20 protein-coding genes and 1 tRNA gene are annotated in these 25919 nt (G+C 44.1%); 19 read left to right on the top strand and 2 right to left on the bottom strand.

Going from position 1 to position 25919, the window contains the following annotated elements; genetic code table 11:
* Positions 1-59 precede the first annotated feature (59 nt).
* From QUA16_RS20425 to QUA16_RS20410, 4 genes are all read left to right on the top strand, one after another.
* Positions 60-148, top strand: a tRNA-Ser gene (locus QUA16_RS20425).
* A 16-nt stretch (positions 149-164) separates the two neighbouring features.
* On the top strand, positions 165-356 hold the full coding sequence (locus tag QUA16_RS20420) for a hypothetical protein (RefSeq protein ID WP_333181309.1): 192 nt from the start codon (positions 165-167) through the stop codon (positions 354-356).
* 11 nt (positions 357-367) lie between these two features.
* Positions 368-814, top strand: coding sequence for a DUF6932 family protein (locus tag QUA16_RS20415; RefSeq protein ID WP_333105416.1), 447 nt, complete (start codon positions 368-370; stop codon positions 812-814).
* Positions 811-1362: a helix-turn-helix transcriptional regulator gene (locus QUA16_RS20410; RefSeq protein ID WP_333105418.1), complete on the top strand. Its 552-nt coding sequence runs from the start codon at positions 811-813 to the stop codon at positions 1360-1362. The genes QUA16_RS20415 and QUA16_RS20410 overlap by 4 nt, the downstream gene beginning before the upstream one ends.
* Before the next feature lie 88 nt (positions 1363-1450).
* On the opposite strand, the gene QUA16_RS20405 is transcribed toward QUA16_RS20410, so the two are convergent.
* Positions 1451-2389 (bottom strand): serine hydrolase, encoded by a 939-nt coding sequence (locus tag QUA16_RS20405; RefSeq protein WP_333105419.1) that lies wholly within the window; start codon positions 2387-2389, stop codon positions 1451-1453.
* A gap of 108 nt (positions 2390-2497) precedes the next feature.
* Between QUA16_RS20405 and QUA16_RS20400 the strand changes: the two genes are divergently transcribed.
* Together QUA16_RS20400 and QUA16_RS20395 are read left to right on the top strand one after the other, a co-directional pair.
* The gene (locus tag QUA16_RS20400; protein ID WP_333105420.1) at positions 2498-3229 is read left to right on the top strand and encodes a C40 family peptidase; all 732 of its coding nucleotides are present in this window, start codon (positions 2498-2500) and stop codon (positions 3227-3229) included.
* A 143-nt stretch (positions 3230-3372) separates the two neighbouring features.
* Positions 3373-4377 (top strand): glycosyltransferase family 2 protein, encoded by a 1005-nt coding sequence (locus QUA16_RS20395; RefSeq protein WP_333105422.1) that lies wholly within the window; start codon positions 3373-3375, stop codon positions 4375-4377.
* Positions 4378-4600: 223 nt separating this feature from the next.
* On the opposite strand, the gene QUA16_RS20390 is transcribed toward QUA16_RS20395, so the two are convergent.
* A complete protein-coding gene (locus QUA16_RS20390; RefSeq protein WP_333105423.1) occupies positions 4601-5770 on the bottom strand; it encodes an IscS subfamily cysteine desulfurase in 1170 nt (389 codons plus the stop codon).
* Positions 5771-5866: 96 nt separating this feature from the next.
* Between QUA16_RS20390 and QUA16_RS20385 the strand changes: the two genes are divergently transcribed.
* The 13 genes from QUA16_RS20385 to QUA16_RS20325 all read left to right on the top strand — a co-directional run bounded on the left by QUA16_RS20385 (position 5867) and on the right by QUA16_RS20325 (position 25809).
* On the top strand, positions 5867-6535 hold the full coding sequence (locus QUA16_RS20385; protein ID WP_333105424.1) for a hypothetical protein: 669 nt from the start codon (positions 5867-5869) through the stop codon (positions 6533-6535).
* A gap of 215 nt (positions 6536-6750) precedes the next feature.
* Positions 6751-8073, top strand: coding sequence for a four-carbon acid sugar kinase family protein (locus QUA16_RS20380; protein ID WP_333105425.1), 1323 nt, complete (start codon positions 6751-6753; stop codon positions 8071-8073).
* Between the two features lie 497 nt (positions 8074-8570).
* The gene (locus QUA16_RS20375; protein WP_333105426.1) at positions 8571-9149 is read left to right on the top strand and encodes a hypothetical protein; all 579 of its coding nucleotides are present in this window, start codon (positions 8571-8573) and stop codon (positions 9147-9149) included.
* A gap of 168 nt (positions 9150-9317) precedes the next feature.
* Positions 9318-10532, top strand: coding sequence for a hypothetical protein (locus tag QUA16_RS20370; RefSeq protein ID WP_333105427.1), 1215 nt, complete (start codon positions 9318-9320; stop codon positions 10530-10532).
* 322 nt (positions 10533-10854) lie between these two features.
* Positions 10855-11541, top strand: a complete 687-nt coding sequence (locus tag QUA16_RS20365) for a hypothetical protein (protein ID WP_333105428.1) — start codon at positions 10855-10857, stop codon at positions 11539-11541.
* Between the two features lie 75 nt (positions 11542-11616).
* Positions 11617-13332: a hypothetical protein gene (locus QUA16_RS20360; RefSeq protein WP_333105429.1), complete on the top strand. Its 1716-nt coding sequence runs from the start codon at positions 11617-11619 to the stop codon at positions 13330-13332.
* Between the two features lie 270 nt (positions 13333-13602).
* On the top strand, positions 13603-14892 hold the full coding sequence (locus QUA16_RS20355) for an O-antigen ligase family protein (RefSeq protein ID WP_333105430.1): 1290 nt from the start codon (positions 13603-13605) through the stop codon (positions 14890-14892).
* 279 nt (positions 14893-15171) lie between these two features.
* A complete protein-coding gene (gene ldpA, locus QUA16_RS20350) occupies positions 15172-16323 on the top strand; it encodes a circadian clock protein LdpA (RefSeq protein WP_333105432.1) in 1152 nt (383 codons plus the stop codon).
* A gap of 198 nt (positions 16324-16521) precedes the next feature.
* The gene (locus tag QUA16_RS20345) at positions 16522-18288 is read left to right on the top strand and encodes a R3H domain-containing nucleic acid-binding protein (RefSeq protein WP_333105433.1); all 1767 of its coding nucleotides are present in this window, start codon (positions 16522-16524) and stop codon (positions 18286-18288) included.
* A gap of 389 nt (positions 18289-18677) precedes the next feature.
* Complete coding sequence (locus QUA16_RS20340) at positions 18678-20357, top strand: CheR family methyltransferase (protein ID WP_333105434.1); 1680 nt, start codon at positions 18678-18680, stop codon at positions 20355-20357.
* A 3-nt stretch (positions 20358-20360) separates the two neighbouring features.
* Positions 20361-21491, top strand: a complete 1131-nt coding sequence (locus QUA16_RS20335) for a chemotaxis protein CheW (protein ID WP_333105435.1) — start codon at positions 20361-20363, stop codon at positions 21489-21491.
* 596 nt (positions 21492-22087) lie between these two features.
* Positions 22088-23548, top strand: a complete 1461-nt coding sequence (locus tag QUA16_RS20330) for a methyl-accepting chemotaxis protein (RefSeq protein ID WP_333181308.1) — start codon at positions 22088-22090, stop codon at positions 23546-23548.
* A gap of 377 nt (positions 23549-23925) precedes the next feature.
* The gene (locus QUA16_RS20325; RefSeq protein ID WP_333105438.1) at positions 23926-25809 is read left to right on the top strand and encodes a methyl-accepting chemotaxis protein; all 1884 of its coding nucleotides are present in this window, start codon (positions 23926-23928) and stop codon (positions 25807-25809) included.
* Positions 25810-25919: the final 110 nt, after the last annotated feature.

Below are 25919 nucleotides of genomic sequence, written 5' to 3'. Positions count from 1 at the left end.
TTTAAATTAGGGGTTGGCAAGAATAAGATGTGTGTGCTATAGTTAGTTACTGTCATCTTGGAGAGGTGGCTGAGTGGTCGAAAGCGGCAGATTGCTAATCTGTTAAGGGTGTTAACATCCTTCGAGGGTTCAAATCCCTCCCTCTCCGTTCTATTTAATCATTTATGAATCAAGGGTTCGGGATTCGTCATACCCTTAAAAGTTGCGTTTTCCGCTCATCTTTTGCTCACTTTTCGGGATCGGTAGCGCCACCTCAGTCTGCCGCGATCGTCAATGAAGCTATCGCTGCGATCGCAATTTTCCCAACAACGATCGCAATATGGTACGCTCAAGAGCCGGATATTCATCTGTGTTAAGGTGTGAGTAAGTGATTCCAGAATTCGATGAAAACGGCAACTTACCCCCAGGAGTTCATTTTTGCGAATGGGAAGAATTTGTAGAACGATTTGGAAGCAACGAGCTGAGGTTGCGTTTAATGCGCGGACTGCGAATGGCAATGGAGCAACTCAAAGCAGGTGGTTGCCGGACAATTTATATCAACGGCAGCTTTGTTACCATTAAGCCAGACCCAGGAGATTTTGATGCTTGTTGGGATAGCGAGGATGTCGATTACGATTATCTCCGAAAAAATGCCCCTAGATTACTAAATCATTTGGATCGTAGCGCACAGAAATCCAAATATAAAGGTGAAATTTTTCGTTCAGATCAACCTGTAGGAGATTACGGCTTAAATTCTATAGAATTCTTTCAGCGTGACAGACAGTTAAATCCTAAAGGCATTATTGCTATAGATTTATTAAGGTGGAACCCATGATTAAAAATGAAAAAGAGTATGAATATAGTCAAGAATGCGCCCGAAAATTTGAATATTCTCTTAGGGCGTTAGAGCAAGATGAGGAACTGAAGAAAAAAGACCCCGAAGGGTGGCAACTTTCTGGGGATGTCAAACAATCTCACCTGATGGCTTTACAAGCAGAAATTGCTGAATATGACAGGCTTACCTCTCATGATAGCGACACCCCAATAGTATTAACACTTGATGATATTGATTATTTACCCCAAATCTTGATTAAAGCTCGCATGGCAGCTAAGCTAAGCCAAAAAGAATTGGCAGATTTAGCTGGACTGAAAGAAGAACAAATTAAACGTTATGAAGATAATGACTACGAAGATGCCAGTTTTTTGGAGGTAAGATTTGTAATTGATGCACTGGAAATCCAAATTCAACAATGTGAGTTTCTAGTTCCTTTAGATACCCTAAGAAGAACGCCAGTTACCAAAGAAGAATTACTTTCCTCAACTCATCGTTTTCACAGCCAACAAGATCAACGAATGATGGAGCAAGTTCAATTAAAAAGTTAGGGTTGACAGTTGACGCTGTTAGAGTCCCAACTTTTTTCAGAAGTCGGGAATCTGCGTGTATAATTTTCTTCAATTTGCCAACCTAAGTCTAATTAAGTGCTTTCATCGCTTCGACACATTGCCGCGAGATAAATGGCAAAATCTCTTCATTCTTGCTATTCTCTTTCCCCTCGGTAAATACAACCAACAAATACGGCCGCAAGCCCGGTATTTCAATATAAGCAGCATCGTGACGAACTTGACTTGTCAGTCCCGCTTTTGACCACAATTTGGCTGATTCTGGCAATCCGCCACCTAAAAAACCTGTAACTTGATTTTCAGGATCTGCCTCTAATTCTGCTGGGTCTAAACTGCGTTTCATTAAACCCATCATTTCTTGTGATGCTTGGGCAGAAACAGCTACCCCACCGATTATACTGTGCAGCAAACGCGCCGCTGCATTTGTGGTCAGCATATTTCTATTTTCCATTAATTCTCCCACAAATGCTCGCTCGCGACCGTAGGGGCCGTCACACCAGGTTTTTTGATTGGCGTTAATATTTTGTAATTCCGGCCAATCCAATGATTGAAAGTAACGGTTGACGATGTTTCGCTGTTGTTTCCAAGTTTCAAAGGGGCCTGGTGATAATTCTGGGCCGCTGGTGGTGCCGGTGAGGGCGTCTACTACTAAACTGGTGGCGTCGTTGCTGGAATCAACTATCATATCTCGGACGGCGCGTTCTAATTCTGGCGATGTTTGAATCATGCCTTTTTGCGCCCATTCCCAGATGGCAACGAGGTAGAATAATTTGACGATGCTGGCTGGATAAATTCGTTCGGAAGCTCTAGCGCTAAAACCTCGCGGTTGATATTTCCAAAATTCTTCTGCACTCAGGGCACCGCCTGTATTGACTCGCACCGGGGGATCGTAGACTATCCAGGTAATGGCTATACGATCGCCACTTAATCCTGTAAATTCTGACAAGGCGGAGCTTATAATGCTACTGCCGAGGTTTTCTAATTGTTCGTCTTTGTGAAAAAATGTCATGGTTAATGGCTGACGGTTAACGGTTAACGGCTAGCAGCTAATGGCAATCTATCGTTAAATGCGAACAATAAATGCGAACAATTAACAGCAAACAATGAGCAATTAGCAATGGCCAATTATCAATTATCTGATGTTGTGGAGTACCGGGCCCGATCGCACATAAATATTTACGATTCCCCAAAGTGCGATCGATTGGCAACTCAAGCAGCCCTGGGGCGACATTTGCGAGTAGTTGACCCCCCCCAGCTTATGAACTGGGGGACAAATGGCATAGACTCAGTTGTTGAGGGGGATACAACGGCTGTGATGGTGCGACTGTGCGAAGATGATTATCCGGGATGGCTGGATATTCGAGATGTTGAGTTGCTCGATGTGGCAGAAACAGTGTATCATCCTCTCGTGGTTTCTGAGGCCCAAATCAAGGAAAAATTACCAATTGTAATTACTTTCGCTCGCGAGGCTATGAACCAATCCAATTATTATCTTTGGGGCGGTACAGTCGGGCCGAATTATGATTGTTCGGGCTTGATGCAAGCTGCTTTTGTGGCTGCCGGCATCTGGTTGCCGAGGGATGCTTATCAGCAGGAAGCTTTTACTAAACCTATTAGTATCAGTGCTTTAGAACCGGGGGATTTAGTATTTTTTGGTACGCCCGAAAAAGCAACTCATGTAGGATTGTATCTCGGAGATAATCGCTACATTCACAGTTCGGGACAAGCACAAGGTCGCAACGGTATCGGTATCGATGTTTTGTCGGAGGATGGCGATCGAGTCAGTCAAGCTTATTACCAGCAATTGCGGGGATATGGTAAAGTTGTGGTAAGTTATCAACCTAATTAGTTGTTGACTGTTAACTGTTGACTGTTGACTGTTGACTGTTGACTGTTGACTAATGACTAATGACTAATGACTAATGACTAATGACTAATGACTAATGACTAATGACTAATGACTAATGATTACTGAGATTATCGAATAAAAAAATGGACGCTGCATTATTTTTGGAAAAATTGGCGAGACAGCAAGCTGAGGCTGAGGTTGTTCTCGACGTTTCAGTGGTGGTGCCGGTGTATAATGAGGTGGAAAGTTTGCCTCATTTGATTGAGGCGATCGCCTCTTCTATCCAACCATCTGGACTCAGCTATCAAATTATTTGTGTAGATGACGGTTCTAAAGACGGTTCTGCTGAACTTCTCCAGCAGTTAGCCAGCACTCGCGATGACCTTTGTGCTGTAATTTTGCGCCGGAATTACGGACAAACTGCTGCCATGTCGGCAGGTTTCGATCGCGCTCGTGGTCGTGCTATTGTTACCCTAGACGGCGATTTGCAAAATGACCCGGCTGATATTCCGCTATTGTTGGCCAAGTTAGATGAAGGCTACGATTTAGTTAGCGGCTGGCGGAAAAATAGGCAGGATAATACTATTAGTAGGTTGATTCCTTCTAAAATTGCGAACTGGTTAATTGGTCGCGTTACAGGCGTAACTTTGCACGACTACGGCTGTTCTTTGAAAGCTTATAAATCCGAGTTGGCAGCAGACTTGAATCTGTACGGGGAATTGCACCGCTTTTTGCCTGCTTTGGCGTTTATTGAAGGGGCGAGAATTGCAGAACTTCCGGTGCGACACCACGCCCGCCGTTTCGGTCAAAGTAAGTACGGAATTTGGCGGACTTTTCGGGTGTTGATGGATTTGTTAACTATTTCTTTTATGAAAAAGTTCCTGACTCGACCGATGCACGTTTTTGGACTTTTGGGACTGAGTTCTATGACGTTGGGAACGGTTTTAGGAATTTATTTGACTTTCCTGAAATTTGCTTTTGGTCAAAGTATTGGCAATCGTCCTTTGCTGATTTTGGCTGTGGTTTTGCTGTTAACTGGCGTGCAGTTATTTTGTTTTGGTTTGCTGGCGGAAGTGATGATGCGGACTTATCATGAATCCCAGGGAAAACCGATTTATCGGGTGCGCGAGGTGTTTGGTTCTAAATAAGGGGTTGGTGTTAGTAGATCCCCGACTTCTAGCATTAGCTTTGATGTTGAGTCTGGGAAACGGTTGCAGAAGTCGGTGATCTGGTGTTATATGATTTAACTCATCTACGATATTGAACAGTCCAATCTCAAATGGTAAGGTGCGTCGCCACGCTTGAATCAGAAAGTTTCATTGAGTATCTCATAGCGACGCACCCTACAGATTACTGTCAACTGTCAACTGTCTAACTCATCACTTTTTGAGCTTGTCGGAGAGATGTAATAGTTGCGATCGCGTGTTCGGAAACTGCATCTATTTCTGCTTCGGTATTGAACCGGCCAATACCGAACCGAATTGAAGCATAAGCTAATTTGTCCGATCGCCCGATCGCTGCTAAAACATGAGATGGAGATATTTTCGCCGAAGTGCAAGCAGATCCCGAAGAAACTGCCGCCGCCGGTTGCAAACCCAACATCAACGCTTGACCGTCAACCCCGGCTACACTAATATTGAGATTCCCCGGCAATCTCTTAGTAGCATGACCGTTGAGAAAAACATCGCCCAATTCACTCAAGTTTTCCCACAAACGCTGCCGCAAATTAACCACTCGTTCTGTTTCCGACTCCATTTCCGCAATTGCCAATTCTACTGCTTTGGCAAACCCAACTATTTGCGGTGGGTAGAGAGTTCCCGATCGCATTCCCCGTTCGTGGCCTCCTCCGTGCATTTGTGGCGCTAGCTGCACTCTCGGTTTGTTGCGGCGCACGTAGAGAGCACCGATGCCTTTTGGCCCGTAGATTTTGTGGGCTGTCAAGGACATTAGATCGATATTCATCTCCTCTACGTCGAGGGGAATTTTGCCGATCGCCTGTGCCGCATCTGTGTGAAAAAGAATGTCATTTCCCCGACAAATTGCTGCAATTTCTGCGATCGGCTGGATGACGCCAATCTCATTATTTGCCGTCATAACTGAAACTAAAATTGTCTCGGCGCGAATCGCTTTTATCAAATCGCCTATATCAATCAGCCCGTCGCTTTTCACTGGTAAAACAGTAATGTCAAACCCCAATTTTTGCAAATAGGTACAGGGGTCGAGAATTGCATTATGTTCGGTTTTTACTGTGATAATGTGCTTTCCTTTACTGAAATAAGCTTCGGCGATGCCTTTGATCGCTAAGTTATTTGCTTCGGTTGCACCGCTGGTAAAAACAATTTCTTCGGGGGAAGCATTGATCGCTTCTGCTAAAATTTGTCGTGACTGTTTAACCGCTGCTTCTGCTTCCCAGCCGTAGACGTGGTTGATGCTGGCTGCGTTGCCGAATTGTTCGGTGAAATACGGCAGCATCGCATCAAGTACCCGTTGGTCTACGGGGGTTGTGGCGTGATTGTCGAGGTATATGGGACGTGCGGACATAGTGCAGTTTTGGTTGAAAAAAGTGTTAGGTTTATTGTAGACGAGCCCATTGTTCTCCTACCAAACTTTATAATTAACATATATTTGTGAAGATTTATGCGAGCTGACATTCAGGGATTAGAAATTACTGTCGGTGAGCTCAAGCACCTCACAGGCGCGGGGCCCGATCGCGTATACCGGCCGCCGACAGCGACTAAGTTTGCCCGCGAAGCTTTGAAAACAGTCGGTTTAATTGTTTTGCTTCTAATCAGTTGTTGGCTAATGGTTGCGATATTTCCTAGAGCTTATTTGTTGTGGTTCGCCCTCCACTTGGTTGCGATACTCGGTTTAATCCTTGAGGATGCGTGGAAAATTCGGTGCAGTCGGCAAAACAAAGATTTAATCAATCTTTTTGATGATGTGGATCGCTATAATGGTATAATTGAAGCGATCGCCATTAACGATCGGATAGAAGATGCTGGCAATGCGGAAGTCAAAATAGGCGATCGGGCAAAAGTCATTCAAGCCTTGCAGCTAATCAGAGACGATTTAGTTCGAGCTTTGAAAACCGAAAGAATTCTCAGGGAAAACAAAAAATTTGTCGCTACTAACTCCGAATTGTTTGCCAATAATTTGAGAACTTTGAATGCCCTGCAAATTAGCGATCGAGCCAGCGAACAAGGAAGATTGCTCAACGAAGCTTTGCAGGTAGCCGTGGGAGTTCAAGCAGAAATGAAAAAGTTGCAAGATCGAAACGCTGCTAATTTTAAAAATGGCAAAAGTTAGTAGCGTCCACGGCTGCGTGCGCCTCTTAGCCAGTAGCACTATGCAGCTTACTGAACCGCAACAGGCAGGATGCCTGTTCCACTCGAACTCAAAGACATTTTAAAAATTCTGAATTAGGAGAATTGTTGAAAAAATATCATAATTATTGTAAATTTTTATCTATTACGTAACAGGTAAGGATATCTTGGAAAGGTGACGTTAACAACCAGGTCAGTATGTCTTCTGCCAAACCCAAGATTATAGTTCTCGACGACGATCCGACAGGTTCTCAAACCGTGCACAGTTGCTTGCTGCTGACACGTTGGGACGAAGACACCCTGCGTTTGGGGCTGCGGGACAAGTGCCCGATTTTCTTCATACTGACAAACACTCGATCGCTAACTCCCGAAAAAGCAGCCTCCGTCACCCGCGAAGTGTGCCAAAATCTAAAAAGGGCGATCGCCAGCGAAAAAATCGAAGACTTCCTAATAGTTAGCCGTTCCGATTCTACCCTGCGCGGTCACTATCCCATCGAAACAGACGCGATCGCCGAAGAACTCGGCCCCTTCGACGCCCATTTTCTAATTCCCGCCTTTTTTGAAGGAGGCAGAATTACCCGCCACAGCGTGCACTACCTAATAGTTAACAGTGTCCCGACACCAGTACACGAAACCGAATTTGCCAAAGATTCAGTCTTCGGGTACAGTCACAGTTACCTGCCAGACTATGTAGAAGAAAAAACCAAAGGTCGCATCCCCGCTGATGCAGTCGATCGCATTTTACTCGGAGACATTCGCTACGGAAGTTTAGATCGACTGATGGATATGACAGACAACCAATGTGCGGTTGTTGACGGCCAAAGCCAAGGCGATTTAGACACATTTGCCAAACACATTCTCAATGCAGTCAGTCAAGGCAAAAAGTTTTTATTCCGCAGTGCAGCAAGTATTTTAACATCCTTAGCTGACCTCGGCCCGCAGCCAGTAGCAGCCGACGAAATGGCAAAATATGTGAGGGATGGCAAACCCGGTGCAGTAATAGTTGGTTCCCACGTTAAGAAAACTACTGAACAATTGGAGCGCTTGTTAAAAGAACCCAATATAGTTAGCATTGAAATAGATGTCTCTCACTTGTTAGAAGATTCACCTGAGTATCGCACCCAACTGCTCGATGAAATTCTCGAAAAAGCCAGCACTGCTCATGCCGATGGCAAAACGCCTGTAATTTATACCAGCCGCAAGGAACTCGAATTTGAAAATGCGGAAATCCGGTTAAAATTTGGAGAGGCGGTTTCTGCTTTATTGATGGATATCGTGCGGGGACTGCCTGCGGATATCGGGTTTTTGATTAGCAAGGGCGGCATTACTTCTAATGATGTTTTGAGTACAGGTTTGTCGCTGAAAAGTGTCAGGCAAATCGGTCAAATTATCGCAGGTTGTTCGGTGGTAAAAACCGAGGCAGAGCATCCTCTGTTTCCCAATTTGCCAGTTGTTTTGTTTCCGGGAAATGTGGGGGATAGCCATGCTTTGGCTACGGTTTATAAGCGGCTGAGCAAGTAGTATAGCAGACTGAGTTCAAAAAACAAAATACTCAGAACCCCGACTTCTTAGAGAAGTCGGGGTTCTAACATCTTGAAATTTTCATGCCAGAGCGTGTCTTGACAATCCCCTCAAATAAGCCCAATGCTGCAACTCCTGTAAAACTCGCTCTTCAGATTACAAATAAAACGGCATCCTCGTTGCGCTTCTAATAGTTAAATACAACGTTACAGATTCTAGGGCAAGATGGTAAAAAACTGCGGTAGATTGTATCTATCGCTACTTTTTGCACCAAGCATCCGGGAGAGCCGTTCTACTGCTAGTAGTAGGGAAAATTGGTCTAAAAAAATTCGGTATTTTTACAGTTACAAGATTAATAGATTTGTCCTAATATATACAGTCAAACGGAACCCAGTTGACTACTTTACAATTACTGGCATTGATGATTTAGTTGGCGCAATAGTAGAAACAGCTTTTCCTATTCAACTAGCTTTTTTGGAAGAGAGAGGGTAGCAAATATGACATCAGGAGAATCTTTTGAGAAGAGTGTAATCGAAGTGGATGGTGTCCAATTTGAAACTTTAATGCCAGAGCGCACGTTCAGTATTCCAGTGAAACAACTCAGCCCCGACGGCAATATGGATATCCCTGTGCAGTTGGGTATTTGCATTACCAACAACACACCTATCCCCTTTCGTTTCAGTTCCTATGGCAGATTAACTCCAGAACTTATGGGTGCGGACAGTCAATTCCTTCGGGGCGTTTTCCTTCGCATTAGACGCCTAAAACCTAAAGAATCATATTTTCCGTTAGCTATGCCTGGAGAGAGCGTTACCTTCTTTCCAAATGCAAGGCTCATCTGGTCTAAGCGTGTGAACGAGTTAAAAATTAGCATTGCCAAAGGCACGGGTGGCTATTGGAATTTTGACATTCTCAATCCGGGAGCATATCATGTTCGATTTATCTATAAAAATGAAAACGAGGTTGATAGAATAAATCAGCGAAGCCAAGAAGGGACGGAGCCAAAATTATTAGAAAGATTATGGACTGGTAGGGTTATTACACCATTTGTCAAATTCTGCATAGTCTCATCCTGAACCGAAGTTACCTCACAAGTGTTGTCTACCAACACTAACAACATTCATTACATTGATTCCAGAAATGGTAGGACAAAATGGTCGATCGCTGCGACTACAAAAAGCTAGAGAGCGATCGCAGCTATTAGCATAATAGGAGGATAACAAACATGACATCTAGTGAATGTGATGACAAACATAGAATCTTTTGACAGCAATGCCGTTGAAGCAAATGGCATATTCATAGAAGTCACGAATCCAAGTCCAAGGTTTTATCCTACCCCAGTCTTTCCCATCCCCAAAAATCTGCTTGGAACCCATACTTCTATCCAAGTGACGCTGCGTATTATCAACAACACTTCAACTTCCTTTCGCCTCAACCCATCCCAAACCTTTATTCCAGAGGTTTGGGCATCCGATCGTCAAACAAGACAAAGACTTCGAGATATTGATTGTCTTGCAGCTAGCACTCACCCAAACAGACCTTTCGATCGAGAAGCAACTCGCGGGTTAGCTGGTTTAAGACCCAACTTAGCCCCTGCGATCGAACACAACGAGACGAGAAATTTTGATTGGTGGGAAATCAAACCAGAACTTCCAAGAATTATTTTTCTAACCGCATTGCTTTATTGGGATAATAACTTGCTTGTACTTAAAGTTCCTACTATTCCTGACAATTCTCTAAGTTCGATAGACCATAACAATTGCTGGTATTTCGAGGTAATCCCCGAAGAAACCTATCAGCTCCGATTCGTCTTGAATACCGATCGCAATACTACACCTGTTTCCCAGTCAGATACTAAAGAAGTAAGAACTGTACCAGAAACGGGATCGGGGCTGTTGCCAAGCTCTTTTGTGAATCTTCGCCTAGTTATGCCCGTATCAAGTGATAGTAGTGCAATTGAAGTGGATGGCATTCAGTTCAAAACAGAGATGCCGGAGCCAGTATTAACTATCCCTCCTAATCTGCCTGGTAATCAGACTACTGTGAAGCTAGGTATCCTGGCTACTAACAATACATCAACCGCTTTTCGCTTTCAACAATTAGATTCTATTGACTTAACACTAATAGGTAACGACGGTAAAGAAATAAAATTTAACAGCGACCTACTGAGAACCTGGGTAGGTAAAGGGCCAAAATATTACTTAGCTCAACCAAGAGATAGTGCCTTATTTGTTTTAGATGGAACGCTTTCCTGGCATGGGAATCGGCTTATACTCGCAATTCCCAATCAAGCTGGAGGCTTCTATTATTTTTATGACCTCAAGCCCGGTACATATCATCTTGGAGTGATCTACCACGTTTCCGCACTAAGCGTAACCAACCTTAAAGAACAGGTATTAGAAAAAGTCTGGACTGGTTGGATAACTCTGCCTTTTGTAGGCTTACACTTAGTAAATTGATGCGGAAGCTGTACCGAAGGAAGTATCTTGGCGGAAGCAGAGAATGCTGCTGTGGTTTGGTACGATGCGACATATTTTGGGGAAGCATAAACAAGTTTAATAGGTGCTATTTATTAAATTAATCGATCGGAACGCATTATCAGTAAATATGCGGTTGTCCAATTAATATGAGAGTGCAATTTACTGGTTTTATTGGAGAGGGTCAGGAAACTATCATCTAAAAAAAACCAGTATTTTTACCGTTTTAACTTTGATGGAGCAGTCCTAATATATAGTCTTATAGTTAATAAATCACTTTCAGAAAGCAAGGCAGTTTGATGTGATGAAGCACTTTTCCCTATTTTTATTGGTTTTAATTATTTCTGGCTTAGTGGCATTGAGTCATGTGCCTAGAGAAGTTATGGCGATCGAAGAGGTGGAAAGTGAGAGAGGATATAACTTGACATCTGTAGAAGCGACTAACAAGAATGCAGTTGAAAGAAATGGTATTCGGTTGGAAATTTTAGTACCAGACCGGGTGTGGCGCATACCTGAAAATCAGCCAAATGCTACTACTCCTGTTCGGATCGGTTTTCAACTTACAAACAATACACCTTACCCGATTCGCTTTCCTCCACTCGATCCCCTGCTGATATTTCCATTAGAAATAGTGGATGCTGATGGCAATTTATTACGGCGTTCTGGGGGTAGAGGTATGCTTCTCAACTCTCCGCAACTGGCTTGTCCCTTAGTTCAACCACGAGAAAGTCTAACCTTTTTCTTGAAAGCGGAACTTTTCTGGCAGAACAATCAGCTTCTCTTCGGAGGCAATGATGGATTGGGTGGCGGATGGACTTTCGAGATTGGGCCTGGTAACTATCAAATTAGGTTGACATACGTCAATTTTAGACCAGTATTATTCTGTGATGAACCCCAGATATATGAACACAAATTAACACAAGGGATTTGGACGGGTCAGATGGTAACACCCTTTGTGAAGTTCCGCGTCGTCCAGTCTGAATCTAAATAGAACTTAAGAGCCAATTTTTACTCGATTTCAAGCCGAGACCGATATTTTCTACCCCATAACAAGGAGTTGTCAAAAATGAAACTATCGCAACACTGGATAATTTTATTAAGTTCGCCCCTACTAATTTTACTCACAGGTCGAGCCAGTTTCGCGTTTTCTTTCACAATGCCATCCCAAAAACCAGATCCGATATGCACTCCTACCTCGCCTTACTGTTCCTCAATATCCTATACGAAGCCTGGTGTTGGTACTGTGACTGTCTCTACTACCTCAGTCTCAGAACTCCCACTAGGCGGCACAGATGATTTTTTTAACCTGCTAACGTCATCTGTCTGGGCACAAAATGGTTGGACTTTTAACAAGGCGCAACCTGTACAGTCTTTAACAGGTAGGTTTGATATTGGGGTTTATGCTCCCTTTATTTTTGTTACTAACCCTAACCCAGAAACTGTTGGGGCTGAAATACAAGTTCTTTATAACCCTGGTGCTGGTTTCGATCCAGTAGGAAGTAACGTTCATTTTATCCAACGGGTAGTTAACAATCATGCTTACACTGTTACCCTACAGGGAGTCATTAAGCAGCCACCAGGAACTCCTGACAATAAAATTGATACGGTACTAGAGCAAACTCAACCAGGTTTTATAGACCCCCAAAAACCAACATTTAACCCTTTTTACGACACCTATGGTCGGGTGATAAGGCCTCCCGCCGATCAAAGAATTCTTTTTGTGGATACTCCATCCCGAGATGATATCTATTATAACAACAAAAACTGGAGTGCAGAACTTTATCTTGCTGAGGTCAAAGATCCCATTAATAACCCAACTCAAGTGACAATATATAATGGGATATCATGGGGGTGGAAAAGCATATTTACTCCCCCTAAAACCACTAAAAAGTTCTCCGACAGCCTCGCCTCCGGTTTTGAAGTAGATCGTTTTAACCTCTCTGACCTTACCCCTGGTTCAAAATATATAGCCTGGACAAACAACGACCTCCCCTCCAATCGCTGCAACCCCAACACATTCTTAAGCACTGACAATGACTCAGGTTTTCAGCTAGGATTTGACGACGACAGTAGCCCTGTAGGAAATGGCTTTGCCTCCGCACTAACTGGTACTGTGGGCAGTAGCGGCAATATCAACTTCGATGTCCGTGCTGCTGGTGGAGGTGCTCGCGGTCAAGACACAGGCAATTACGAGCTTTTTGTTGATGTTTACGACCCACAAGAATCGCCAGATTTTAGCGTAGCAAGTAGCGGCGGCGGCGGCTTCGGAAAAGAAATGCGCGGCCTCACACAGCAAAACCCCATCCTTCCCAATTCTATCCAAAATGGCTGGCAAGTCTTCAACAAAGTTCCCGGCTGTCGCTGGTTTGACCCTCCAACTACTTACGGCTTTGAATTCCAATCTCTGGAAGACACTTTATTTACTGAAATTCTCGATTTTCCTGCGGGCGATGACCAGGAATTTACTGTTGCAGTAGGAGATTCGATACTCGGTAATTTCAGTCCGGGAGATAAATTAGACTTTGTTTCTTTGTTGGGTTATCCAGTAGACAAGTTTAGAATCACTGGGATTGATTCATTATTTGGTGAGACAGCAGAAACAGCATTTCCAATTCAATTAGCTTTTCAGGAAAGGGAAGGAAGTTTCAAGATGCGGCAAATTTCCAAGCCAATTGATGCGGAAGCTGTATCGGAACCGGGGAGTATTTTGGCGGCTAAGGGAATGGTGTTATGGTTCGCTGGGATGCGGCATATTTTGCGGAAAAAACGACAGGCTGGTTAATTTTTATAGACCCTAATATCCAGACCGGGGCGGGTTTTTGAGATTGTCAATTATTAGCAGATATTGTTGGCTCACGGGTCCCTACAGGAATCACTATCGAATGAGCCTAATATCCAGACCGGGGCGGGTTTTTGAGATTGTCAATTATTAGCAGATATTGTTGGTGAACCCGCCCCTACAGGAATCACTATCGAATGAACTGAAGATGCTGCGATTGCTTCGATTCGCTGGCACTGACACAAAGCTCGCAATTACACAACTATATTTCAGATGAAAAATCTTTACACTTTGCTATATGCTTTCAGTCTCATTCTCATCAACCCTTGGGGAGGCAGCCGCGGCGAAATTTGGACGCAGCCTAAAGTTTTTGTTGTCCTGCTGATTGTGCTTTCAAATTTATCATTTTTATGGGAAGAAAGGAAACTTTTAACTTTTTCCCGGTCGTGGAAAGTCTGCCTGATTTTGTGGGGATTTTTTTTGACTGTGGGAGCGATTTCTACCCTCAACAGTCCTTTCCCGGAACGTTCTTTTTGGGGACAAGACCAAATGGGAGACGGCTGGCTGTACTGGCTGTTAATTTCTATTTTTAGCCTCACCAATAGGCTGCTGTTAAAACTGCATCCAGAATTGTTTTGCTGTCAAATACGGGGTTTGCTGATAGGAGGTGCGGTTGTAGCTATTAGCGTTTTTCCGCAAGTTTTCAACTGGCAAATTGATTATACAGCAACGAACGGTCAGTCGATCGCACATGATGTTTTGGCTAGCACGATTTTTCGGGGACAGCAGCCGATCGCACTTTTCTCGCACCGCGGCCACGCAGCTATAGTATTGACTCTGACAGCCGTTATTTGTGCGGTAGCTTGGAAGTGGAAATTAATTAGCGATCGCACTGCCACTCTCGCTTTATTTCTCATTCTCCCCGCTTTGCTATTTGCCAACACTCGCACAGCAGTTTTATCTTTAATTATATCACTATCTTACTTATTGGGACGGCAATATTACAAACAATTAATTCCGGGTATTTTTATTGGTTTGCTGGCCATTAGTGCGATGACTTTTACGCTAACCTCTGGACTGGAATCGAGTATCTGTTGCACAAGTAATGTCCAGCCGATCGCCTTTGTGGAAGCTGTGCGCGGGATTCAAAAACGACCTCTCTTTGGCTGGGGTTTTAACGGATTTGGCATCGCATATCCTTTCGTCGCCAATCCCAATAAGGTTCCTGAAATTGTGAACTTAGGTCAGTTTTCTTATGATTATATGGCCCCAAACGGACGGGTTCGCACTGAAAAAATACCGAGTTATAAAGCTCACAATTGGATTTTAGATACTGCTATTTCTACAGGCATTCTGGGACTAATCGCTGCTGTTGCTTTGTGGGGATATTGCTTGAAATGCGCGATCGTGTCGCTAAATACCGATTTATCAGCAGTGGCGATCGGCTATTTAACTTTCATTCTGCCTTGGTTTGAGTGCGCTCAATACGCGCAGGTGCTTTGGTTAGCGCTAGATGGCTCCGAATCGAGTTTTCCGAGTCCAAAACTCTCAATCCTGCAATAATAGTCGGTTTTTCTCTTGCACCCACCGCTAACAAATGATATTATTATAAGTCTGCCTGCAATTAAAACCTCAGCCAAAAATTAAAAATCGTACCCGTAACAAAAACTCTTAAAAAAATTAGATTGCCAAAAAAGTCATGCTCGATACTCCACATCTAGGGCTGACCCCCCAAGTCCCACTCCTATCGGTAGCGTTTTGATACTTGTATCTGGCTGAGCCGGAAAACTCAGTACAAATTTTTGCCTCGTAATTTTTAGCTGAAAGGATTAACATATAAGGGTGACAGAACATTATCATCCCCTAAACTCATTAAAAGATGGCCATTGGTTCAAGCTGATCTGTGGGGCGAGCTTTCAGCACCTACCGGCTGTACGGAATCTCACCTTGGCTTACACCCTAGCAGGCGCTGACTGTATCGATGTCGCGGCAGATCCCGCCGCCGTCGCCGCAGCGAAAGAAGCCCTACAAGTGGCCAGCGACTTACAGGCAAGAACTCAAAACCGCAGGTTTGGCGGCAAAGGGTTGCCGTTGCTGATGGTGAGTTTAAACGATGGGGAAGACCCGCATTTTCGCAAAGCCGAATTCAACCCAGCCGATTGTCCCGTGGACTGCTGGCGGCCGTGCGAAAAAATATGTCCAGCCGAAGCAATAGTTTTTCAGAGTGCTGGCAGTGGTTTTTCCGGGGTGATAGACCAGCAATGCTATGGCTGCGGTCGCTGTCTGCCGATTTGTCCGAGCCAACTGATTTATACTCGTTCTTACGTGTCTGCTCCCGCCGCGATCGCACCTTTAATCTTGCAATCCGGTGCGGACGCCCTAGAAATCCACACGCAAGTAGGCAGAGAGGCAGATTTTGCGCGACTTTGGTCGAGCATAGCTCCCTGGGTCGCTCAACTCAAGGTAATAGCAATTAGTTGCCCCGATGGAGACGGTTTGATTGATTATTTGCGGACACTCTATCAAATAATTTCCCCCCTTCCTTGTCCCCTAATTTGGCAAACGGACGGTAGGCCAATGAGCGGAGATATCGGAACAGGAACTACTAGAGCCGCGGTCAAACTCGGTCAAAAAGTTTTGGCTGCCCAGTTGCCGGGATACGTGCAACTTGCAGGCGGCACTAATGCTCACACTGTCAGCAAGTTGAGAGCCGAGGGACTGATGAAGGATGCCGGGAAAAATTTGTCAGTTCCCCCTGTCCCATACATTGCAGGTGTAGCTTACGGTAGCTATGCCAGGGTTTTGCTATCGCCAATTTTAGAACAGTTAGAAACAATGCAGACCGATCGAGCCTATGCCGTTCCGGTGGCAGTCGCGCGGCCAGCAGCCGGAGTTCAAACATCTCGGCTACCTCAGCTCGAAGCCGTCCCAGAACTTCTCTCACAGGCCGTGAGTTTAGCTTGTTCTCTAGTTTCCCAGCTCAAAGAATTTTAGTCATTAGTTAGTGGTTAGTAGTTAGTAGTTAGTGGTTAGTAGTTAGTAGTTAGTGGTTAGTAGTTAGTAGTTAGTAGTTAATTCCAACAACAAATAACAAATAACAAATAACAAATAACAAATAACAAATAACAAATAACAAATAACAACTGACAACTGACTAAAAAGTTGAAAAAGTCACCGAACACATCGAGGCGAATGCAGATTACAGACGACCTCAACAAATTATTAGACATCGTGCCAGATGAGATCCGGCAGCCCTTAGAGCAGCACCCGCAGCGCAACAATCTCATTGAGATTGTCATGGATTTGGGCCGCCAACCTGAAGCTCGTTTTCCATCCTTGGCCGAACCTCTTTCCCAAACACCGGTTTCCAAGGCACACCTCAACTATTGCATCGATCGAGTCGGCCACTTCGGCGGCGACAACCGAGCCGGTATCGAGCAAACCCTGCACCGAATTAGCGCCCTTCGCAACCGCAGCGGCGAGATTATCGGGTTGACTTTGAGGGTGGGCCGCGCTGTGTTCGGGACGATCGGCATTATCCGCGATTTGGTGGAAACCGGTCAGTCAATTTTGATGCTCGGCCGCCCCGGTGTTGGCAAAACCACGGCCCTGCGGGAAATTGCCCGCGTGCTCGCCGATGACTTGGAAAAACGGGTGGTAATCATCGACACCTCCAACGAAATTGCCGGAGATGGAGATATTCCCCACCCAGCGATCGGCAGAGCTCGCAGAATGCAAGTTTCCCGCCCCGAACTCCAGCACCAAGTCATGATCGAAGCAGTGGAAAACCATATGCCGGAAGTGATCGTGATTGACGAAATAGGCACGGAACTCGAAGCTTTGGCGGCTCGGACGATCGCCGAAAGGGGCGTGCAGTTGGTGGGTACCGCCCACGGGAACCGGCTCGAAAACTTGATGAAAAACCCGACTCTGGCCGATTTAATTGGGGGCATCCAAGCGGTGACGCTGGGAGATGACGAAGCAAGACGGCGCGGTTCTCAAAAGACGGTTTTGGAGCGCAAATCACCGCCAACTTTTGAAATAGCCGTCGAAATGCTGGAACGCCAGCGCTGGGTAATACACGAGCGAGTTGCAGATTCGATCGACACTCTGCTGCGGGGACGCGAACCGAGCCAGCAAATCAGAAGTGTCAGCGAGACGGGAGAAGTAATTATCGAGCGCGACTCAGCCGCTCCCCCCGCCCGGTTTCCGGGAATGCCAGCTTCCGGCGGCCCCGCTGCTGTATCGGCAATCCGGCCCGTCACACCGATCTCTGGGTGGCGGAGTGCTGGCAAAATGGTGCCGATGCCCGCTCAAGGCGCGAACTTCGCTGCTAAGAGCGCGCCGGTTGCTGAGACTCGGTATTTCGAGCAACTGCTCGAAGAATCCCTGTCCGTCGAACCAGTACCCACCCCCGGACGCTATTCCCATAATGTCGGCCCTAACGGCGAAGATTTGCCCCTCCACGTTTATCCTTACGGCATACCTCGACACCAGCTCGAACAGGTGATTTCGACGCTGAATCTGCCGGTGCTGCTGACGAAGGATATTGAGAGTGCTGACGTGGTTTTGGCTTTGCGATCGAACGTTCGGAACCAGTCGAAATTGAGGCACTTGGCTAAAACTCGCCAAGTTCCCCTGCACACAATTAAGGCCGCGACTATTCCCCACGTAGCGAGAGCTTTGCGGCGTCTGTTGGACATGGATGACCCAGGTACCCCGGAAGTGGCAGACCTCGCCTTATTCGCCCGCAGCGGTTCTTCTGACGAGCTCGAAGCTCTGGAAGAAACGCGCTTAGCAGTGGAGCAAATTGTCATTCCCAAGGGACAGCCGGTGGAACTCTTGCCCCGTTCTCCCAACGTCCGCAAAATGCAGCACGAACTTGTGGAACACTATCACCTGAAATCCCACAGTTTTGGGGAAGAACCCAATCGCCGCCTGCGGATATATCCAGCTTAAAGTTTGAGGTTGATGCCTTTGAAGGCAGAAGGTGGAAGGCATAAGGGATAATTTTTTCCTGGGTTCTGTCTTTTACCTTTTGCCTTTTTCCTTTAATTAGCTGGCAAGTTTCTGATATGATGTGGTGTGACACTGTTCTTGTTCAGGCGAGCGGCTAAATTCCCGATTTCTAATTCCAAATTCCCCAATTCCCAATTCCCAATACTTCTACTACACGAGCTTACAAGTTCCCCAATTCCCAATAGTTCAGCTACGCACTTCCCTTCGGCTCCCTTCGGCTTTGCGAACCGACGAGCCGCCGGCTAGCAGCTAGGCTCAGCAAAAACTCAGCACCAGCTCAGTAAAAATTCCCAATTCCCCAATTATTAAAAGAATCTACCTGAGTGGACATGAATGATTCAATAATTCAGCTATTTATTAACTTAATTACTACTCAGATTGGTTTGCGAATACGGTCGCAAGATCGTTCGGCTTTGTCTCACAAAATTTTGACTCGGATGAGAGCCAAAAAAATCGCAGAACCCGAAAAATATTATAACCTTTTAACAGCCCTAACTTTGGAAAGTAAAAATGAATGGGCAGAATTAGTATTGCTATTAACAACAATTGAAAGTTATTTTATGCGAGACAAAGGACAGTTTTCTCTGTTAAAGAGAGTAATTTTTCCTGAATTGATAGAGCAGAAAAGAAACTTGCACAAGACTTTGGGAATGCAGCCGACACTCCGAATCTGGAGTGCGGGCTGCTCTACCGGTGAAGAACCTTATTCTTTAGCTATTCTTTTAAAACAGTTGATTCCCGATTGGGAGCAATGGAAAATATTAATTTTAGGTACAGATATCAATGAAAAAGTAATCAAAAAAGCGCCCCAGGGAGTTTACAGTCATTGGTCGTTTCGCTTGGTAGAACCGCAGATACAAAAGCAGTATTTTCATCAGAGGCAAAATGATTGGGAAATTAATCTAGAATTGCGCGAAAGTGTCAACTTTAGTTGTGTAAATTTAATCACAGATGACTTTCCTAATATTTACCAAAATCTTTATAATATAGACTTAATTTTGTGTAGAAACGTTTTTGTGTATTTTGAACATAAGTATATTTCACTGGTACTGAAAAAATTTTCCAATACCCTGAGACCTGGAGGATATTTAATGACCGGTCACGCTGAAGTTTACGGTCAAATTATGAACGAGTTTGAACCCAAGATTTTCCCGGAGTCGGTGGTTTATCAGTGCCGGGGTGCAGTACCGGAGGAAGGCTGTCAAATAGAGTCTAGGGTTGCGACGGTAGGGGAAGCCAACTCGGCATTTCGGGAATTCCCCAAAGCAGATACTATGGGCGATGATAGTGGTGAGTTGCTAACATGGGAAACGATGCCACCTAGTGTTACTACTAACAGCAATTTTCCAGAGATTGAGATGCCGCCCGTCGTATTAAAAATAAGTAATCCGCTGGGGAATATGCTGCCCTCTCGCTATATCGAGGATGGCTTGCCGAACAATGCCGTGTCAGTTACAGAAAAAATACTAGCAGAAAATGCTCAAAATCAAACGTCTCAAATGCTAATCTTAGAGGCTAAAAAATCATTTAAAAATAAAGATTATACTGAGGCCATCAACAAGGCACAAGAGGCAATAGACTTGCAGGGACATAATTTTGAGGCTTATTATTTGATGGCTCAAGTTCAGGCAAATTCCGGCAATTATTCTCAGGCAATAGAATACTGTAATCGAGCTAGAAAAGTCGATCCAGGCTCAGTATTTACTGATTATTTACAAGCTCAAATTGCTGAAGAACAGGGGCAATTGGAAACAGCAAAGAAATTATTAAAGAGGACTATTTATATGTGTCCCTCTTTTGTGTCAGCCTATATAGAACTAGGGAATATATACAATAAAGAAGGTCAAGTAAAAAGAGCTCTTAAAATGTACAATTCATCTTGTGAAATCCTGAAAGCACTACCGCCAAACACTCCCATAGATTCACAGGGGAAAATGACAGCTAGTCAAGTGCTGATGAATGTTAAAAAAAAATTGTTAAAATTATACAGTAAAGAAACTGTACACTAAAATATGGAAACTAAACCGTATCTTATCTTTGAACAGAACGGTTTTCTGTGCGGTATAGAAGCCTGCTACGTTCGGGAAATTTTCTTTCTGCCGGAGTTGACAGCAATTGCCGAAGCACCTCAAGATATTGTTGGGGCGATCGACCTTCGGGGCGAAATTCTGCCCGTGATGGATCTGAATCTTCGTTTTGGATACGTTTGGCAAGAGTATTCTGTGACAGATAGTACGATCGTCATAGAGTGGCAAGAATCGAAACTCGGTATAATTGTCAATCAAGTTCGCGAAGTTAAGGAACTCTCAGAAGATGCCATCACTCCGCAGCTATCTTACGGGCGAGATAATTCGGAAGCCTCTCCTCATTTTGTAGCTGGACTTGCCCGCTGCGAAGACGATATTATCATGCTGCTGAATCTCGATCACTTAATTCGATATTCTCCCGAAAAGTCAGAGGAAAGCTGGCCTGTTTCTCCAAGCAATGCAGGTAATGAAGAAAGAGGATGCGAGGCAGACAGGGAAAATTTACAGTGGCAAATAAATGCAAAATTGTTAGGCGCAAATCCTAAAATTTTGAGCAAGAGTCAAGTTTTTTGTCCACAGGCTACGCCGGAAGAAAAGGAAATTTTTAAATCGCGGGCTAATAATTTGAGGCGGCGAGGCGAGGAGGAAAATGATGCTGCAATTAATATGTCTTTGGCAGTGTTTGCTTTGAATGGCGAATACTTTGGTATTCATTTGGATCTAGTCCGCGAATTTACTGACATTGGTCAAGTAACTCCGGTTCCTTGCACTCCAGATCGCATAGTGGGAAATATAAATTTGCGGGGAGAAATTGTGACGCTAATTGATATTCGCAGTGCTTTAAATATGTCTTTCAATATGTCGGAGGCTGCCAATTATCTCTCTAAGGCGATCGTTGTTGAAGTGGCAGATTTGGTCGCTGGTATAGTTGTTGACGAAATATTAGATATTATATACTTAAATGTGTCGGAAATTGCGGCTGTTCCGGCAGCGCTGCATTCTGCCAACCGCGAATATCTACGGGGGACAGCTATTTACGGGGAAAAAATGATGGCTATTCTGAACTTGCAAAAACTGCTGACAAAAGGAGGAGTTGTTGTGGATGAGGAGGTTTGAATCAAAAACAGGACTTACGAAAAGCATATGTGTCATGAGTCAAGTGAAGCATCTGGCTTGATATTTCATTTCCTTCGCAATCGCGATCCAACGCAGAGATCTGGACTGGTAACGAGCGCGACTCAGCATGAGAGAATTATCTTGAAATACCTCCAAGACTAAAGAAGTTAGTTATACCACCATACGCTTGGGTTAAGCTCGCTCCCCCCGTGCCCGCCCAGCCCATAGACGAGCGGGTCGGGGTTTCAGATATGGGGGCAACCGGGCGTGGGATTGCCCGTACAAGAGAATGAAACAGCCCTGCCTACGAAGGGGAGTAGCGGATGGGACAAGAACTTACTCTTGCGTCCCCGCAACGAGGCCGAGGATGCGAGGGGATCTCTGAGGAACACATATAGCGCTTCTCAAAAAAGTGAGGTATGCGCTATGCCCTATGCCCTATGCCCTATGCCCTATGCCCATGAGTACCTCATCTTTCTGAGAAAGGCTATAGTTTTAACCAAACCGTATTGAGTTATACTAAATCCGCTTTTCAAGCGAGATTTGACTAAGCAATCTAATGCGTGTATGCACGTGCTTAAATTAAGGAGAAAAATATGTTTTCTAAGTTAATCAAATTAAATATTAGAAATAGAATGCTGCTTGCATATGTAGCACCAGCCACTATATACTTGGGTTTTCCTCTGCTAGTTTATACAACTACTAATCAGGTATTGAATAATTTTCAAGAAGTAGAAAGGATCGAAAATGTGATCAGATACGCAAATGATATGTCCACAGGTGCTGAACAAATGGTACGGGGAATGCGGGGGTATTTCATTAATAAAAATCCGAACTTTTTAAAGGACTTTCAGACAGGGAGAGAATTAGCTATCAAGTCGGGTAAGAGTGCGGATTTGAAAATCGAAAATCCTGAACAGAGAAATCGTTTAGACAGGATGTTAGATCTCTGCCAAGAATATTATGATGGTTCTAACCAAATAGTTGTTTTAGTACAACAAAATAAGAGAGCCGAAGCATTGGCTATATTTAACACAGGAAAACAGACAAAATTTGTAGAGGAATTTGTGACCATAAATAAGCAATTTCGCGAAATAGAAGTAAAAGCCATTAATCAAGCTACAGAAAGAACGAAGCAATCTTTAGTTTTCTTGCTCTCGGCATTGGTATTTGGTTCCGTGTTTTTATTGGTGTTAGGTGCGGTTATAGCTTGGCTGATTTCGTCAGGAATTGCCCAAACTATCGATCGGGCAATTAGCTCGATCGCCACTTCTTCCACTGAGATTGCAGCCACAGTGGAAGAACAGGAACGGATGGCAAGTCAGCAGGCAGCTTCAGTAAATCAAACTACTACTACAATGGACGAATTGGGAGCATCTTCCAGGGCGACATCACAGCAGATCGAAACCGCCGTAGTTCAAGCAATGCAAGCCTTGAATTTAGCTGGAGGTGGCACAAAAGCTGTAGAACAAACTTTAGAAGCAATGGCAACTCTGAAAACTAAAGTTCAGGATATCCAAGGACAAATTATAGAGTTGAGCGAACAAACAGATCACATTGGTAATATCTCAACTGTAGTTAGCGATTTGGCCAATCAAACTAATATGTTAGCACTCAATGCTGCTGTTGAAGCAGTGCGGGCGGGAGAACACGGCAAGGGGTTTGGCGTGGTGGCGTCAGAAATTCGCAAACTTGCCGATCGCAGTAAAAAATCAGGAGCGCAAATTAATCTATTAGTTGCTGACATTCAAAAGGCGATTAACTCAACTGTAATGGTGACAGACGAAGGAACTAAAACAGTGGAATCCGGCGTGAATATTGCCTCAGAAACCGCCGCGGCATTTGCAGGAGTTGCCAATGCCATTAACAATGTGGTTTTGAGTTCTCAGCAAATTTCGTTGAATGCCAAACAGCAATCGATCGCGATCGAACAGGTAGTGCAAGCTATGAACTCTCTCAATCAAGCCGCCGCCCAAACCGCTTGCGGTATCAGTCAAACTAAAGTCGGTACTCAAAAATTGAATGAAGCAGCCTTAGATTTGAAGGCAGTTTTGTAGGAGAGCAATGAATTATGAGGAGTTCCCAAAAAAGGCGAAATATATCCTTAAAAATTAAATCAATTGCTTTGGCGATCGGCCTCGCTACAATTCCAGCGATATTAACGGGAGTAATCAATTGTTTCTTGGCCAATCAGAACCTAATCTCAAGTCAGGAGTCTAGTTAGTTGTCATTTGTGAGTTATTATTTGGGGGTGGTTATTTTTTATTTTATACCAATTCCCAATTCCCTATACTTCGGCTAAGCGAGCGTACAATTTCCCAATTCTCTATACTTTGCCTAAGCGAGCGTACAATTTTCCAATTCCCTATACTTAGACTATGCGAGCGTACAAGTTCCCAGTAACCAATTCCCCGTAACCAATTCCCCGTAACCAATGATGAACAAATTTTTCCAAAAAATGCAGCACCGACTGCTCCTCCTCCTAATTTTAAGTACCTTGATTCCAGTATCTCTGGTTGGTTGGTATGGCATTTCTTCTTCAACAGAAGCACTACAAAATTTAGCATTAATAACCCTTAGTGACAGTGTTAATTCCACCGCCAATCAAATGATTAACCAATTTGACAATCTGAGAGCCGATATTTTGTTTCTCCGCAAAACTCCCCCCGTTCAGGGAATGATTAGAGCTAGAGAAGGAAATGGAGTAGACAAACAAACTAATTCAACTTATAAAGATTGGGTTTATCGAATGCAACTCACATTTTTATCCATGATGGAAGCCAAGCCCTATTATATGCAATTGCGTTACATAGATAATAGCGGTAAGGAGATCGTGCGCGTAGATTCTGACGACACAAATCTCCAAGTTATTCCAGAGTCTCAACTACAAAATAAAGCAGACGCCGATTACTTTTTGGCAACAATGAAGCTAAAACCAGGAGAAGTCTATGTGTCTTCCTTAAATCTGAATGAGGAAAGGGGGAAAATAGAAATTCCTTACAAGCCAACAATTCGCTACGCAACTCCAGTTTTTGATGCCAAAGGAAAAAGACAAGGCTTTGTCATTACGAATGCCCTGGGTAGCACTCTGCTCGATATGGTTAAAAATTTCAATCCTGAACTATCAGACCAATCTTTTATCTTAAATCAAGATGGGTATTATCTGGCTCATCCCAATCCTAAAAAAGCATGGGGATTTGAACTCAACACTAAGGAAAATGTCAAAAATGATTATTCAGCAGACATGGTTGCTAAAATACTCTCAGGTGGCAAGGGAAATATTGACAATAGGGATCTAGTGATTAGCTATAATACAGTTTTTCCCCGCAATGAAAATAAAAATAAATTTTTAGTAATTGTGGATAGTTCACCCAAAAAGTTGCTATTTTCTTCTATTGATTCTCTTCAGAAAATAGCAGCGTTTATTGCTATTGTTTCCCTGGCTGTGGTGCTGGGATTTGGATGGTTTTTTTTGCAACAGATTGTTGCTCTCATTCGGGGGTTGATTTACCAAATATCGTCATTTTCATTGCAAATAGAATCTAATATGAATCGGCAAGAGCAAATAGCAGATAGGCAATTTGTCTCGGTAAATCAAACAACTATAACTCTAGAAAATTTGGGCCGCTCTTCTCAGCAAACAGCCGAGCAAGCTGAGTCTGTTGCCGTTGCTGCTCGCCAAGCTTTAAATCTAGCCGAAGAAGGTACTAAAAAGGTAGATCAAACTCTCAATCAAATGCTGAATCTTAGAGAAGCTGTGGTGGCAATTTCTAAGCAAAATCATCGACTCGACGACAGCACGAGTCAGATTGGCAATATATCGACTCTCGCAAGTTTGGTTAGCGATTTAGCCAGCCAAACTAATATGCTGGCTCTCAACGCCGCTGTTGAAGCAGTCAGAGCCGGCGAGTACGGTAAAGGTTTTGCGGTGGTAGCAAGCGAAATTCGTAAGTTAGCCGATGAAAGCCAACAAGCAGCACAAAAGATTAATGGTATTATTCCAGAAATTAAGGGCGCGATCGACTCAACGTTGAAAGCAACTGAAGATAGTCGCAAAACGGTTGCAGAAGGGGTGAAAACCGCACAAGATACGGCCGAAGCTTTTACGGGCGTGAGGGAAGCTTGCAATCTGGTGTTTGCTAGCAACCAGCAAATTTCATTTAATGTGAAACACCAGGCGAGCGCAATTCAGCAAGTAGGTGATGCCATGACTTCTATGAAGGAATCTGCGTCTCAAACAGTCAGCGGCATTAATCAAGTTAAAATCGGTACTCAACAACTCACAGAAGCTGCCTTTAATCTTAAAGAAGTCGTGTAGTCAGTAGTCAGTAGTCAGTAGTCATTAGTCAGTAGTCAGTAGTCAGTAGTCAGTAGTCAGTAGTCAGTAGTCATTAGTCATTAGTCAGTAGTCAGTAGTCAGTAGTCAGT

This window comes from Microcoleus sp. S13_C3 (genome assembly GCF_036700905.1).
In the GTDB taxonomy this organism is placed as follows: domain Bacteria; phylum Cyanobacteriota; class Cyanobacteriia; order Cyanobacteriales; family Microcoleaceae; genus Microcoleus.
The sequence above is the reverse complement of the archived record's forward strand: the minus strand, read 5'-3'. Positions and strand labels throughout refer to the sequence as shown.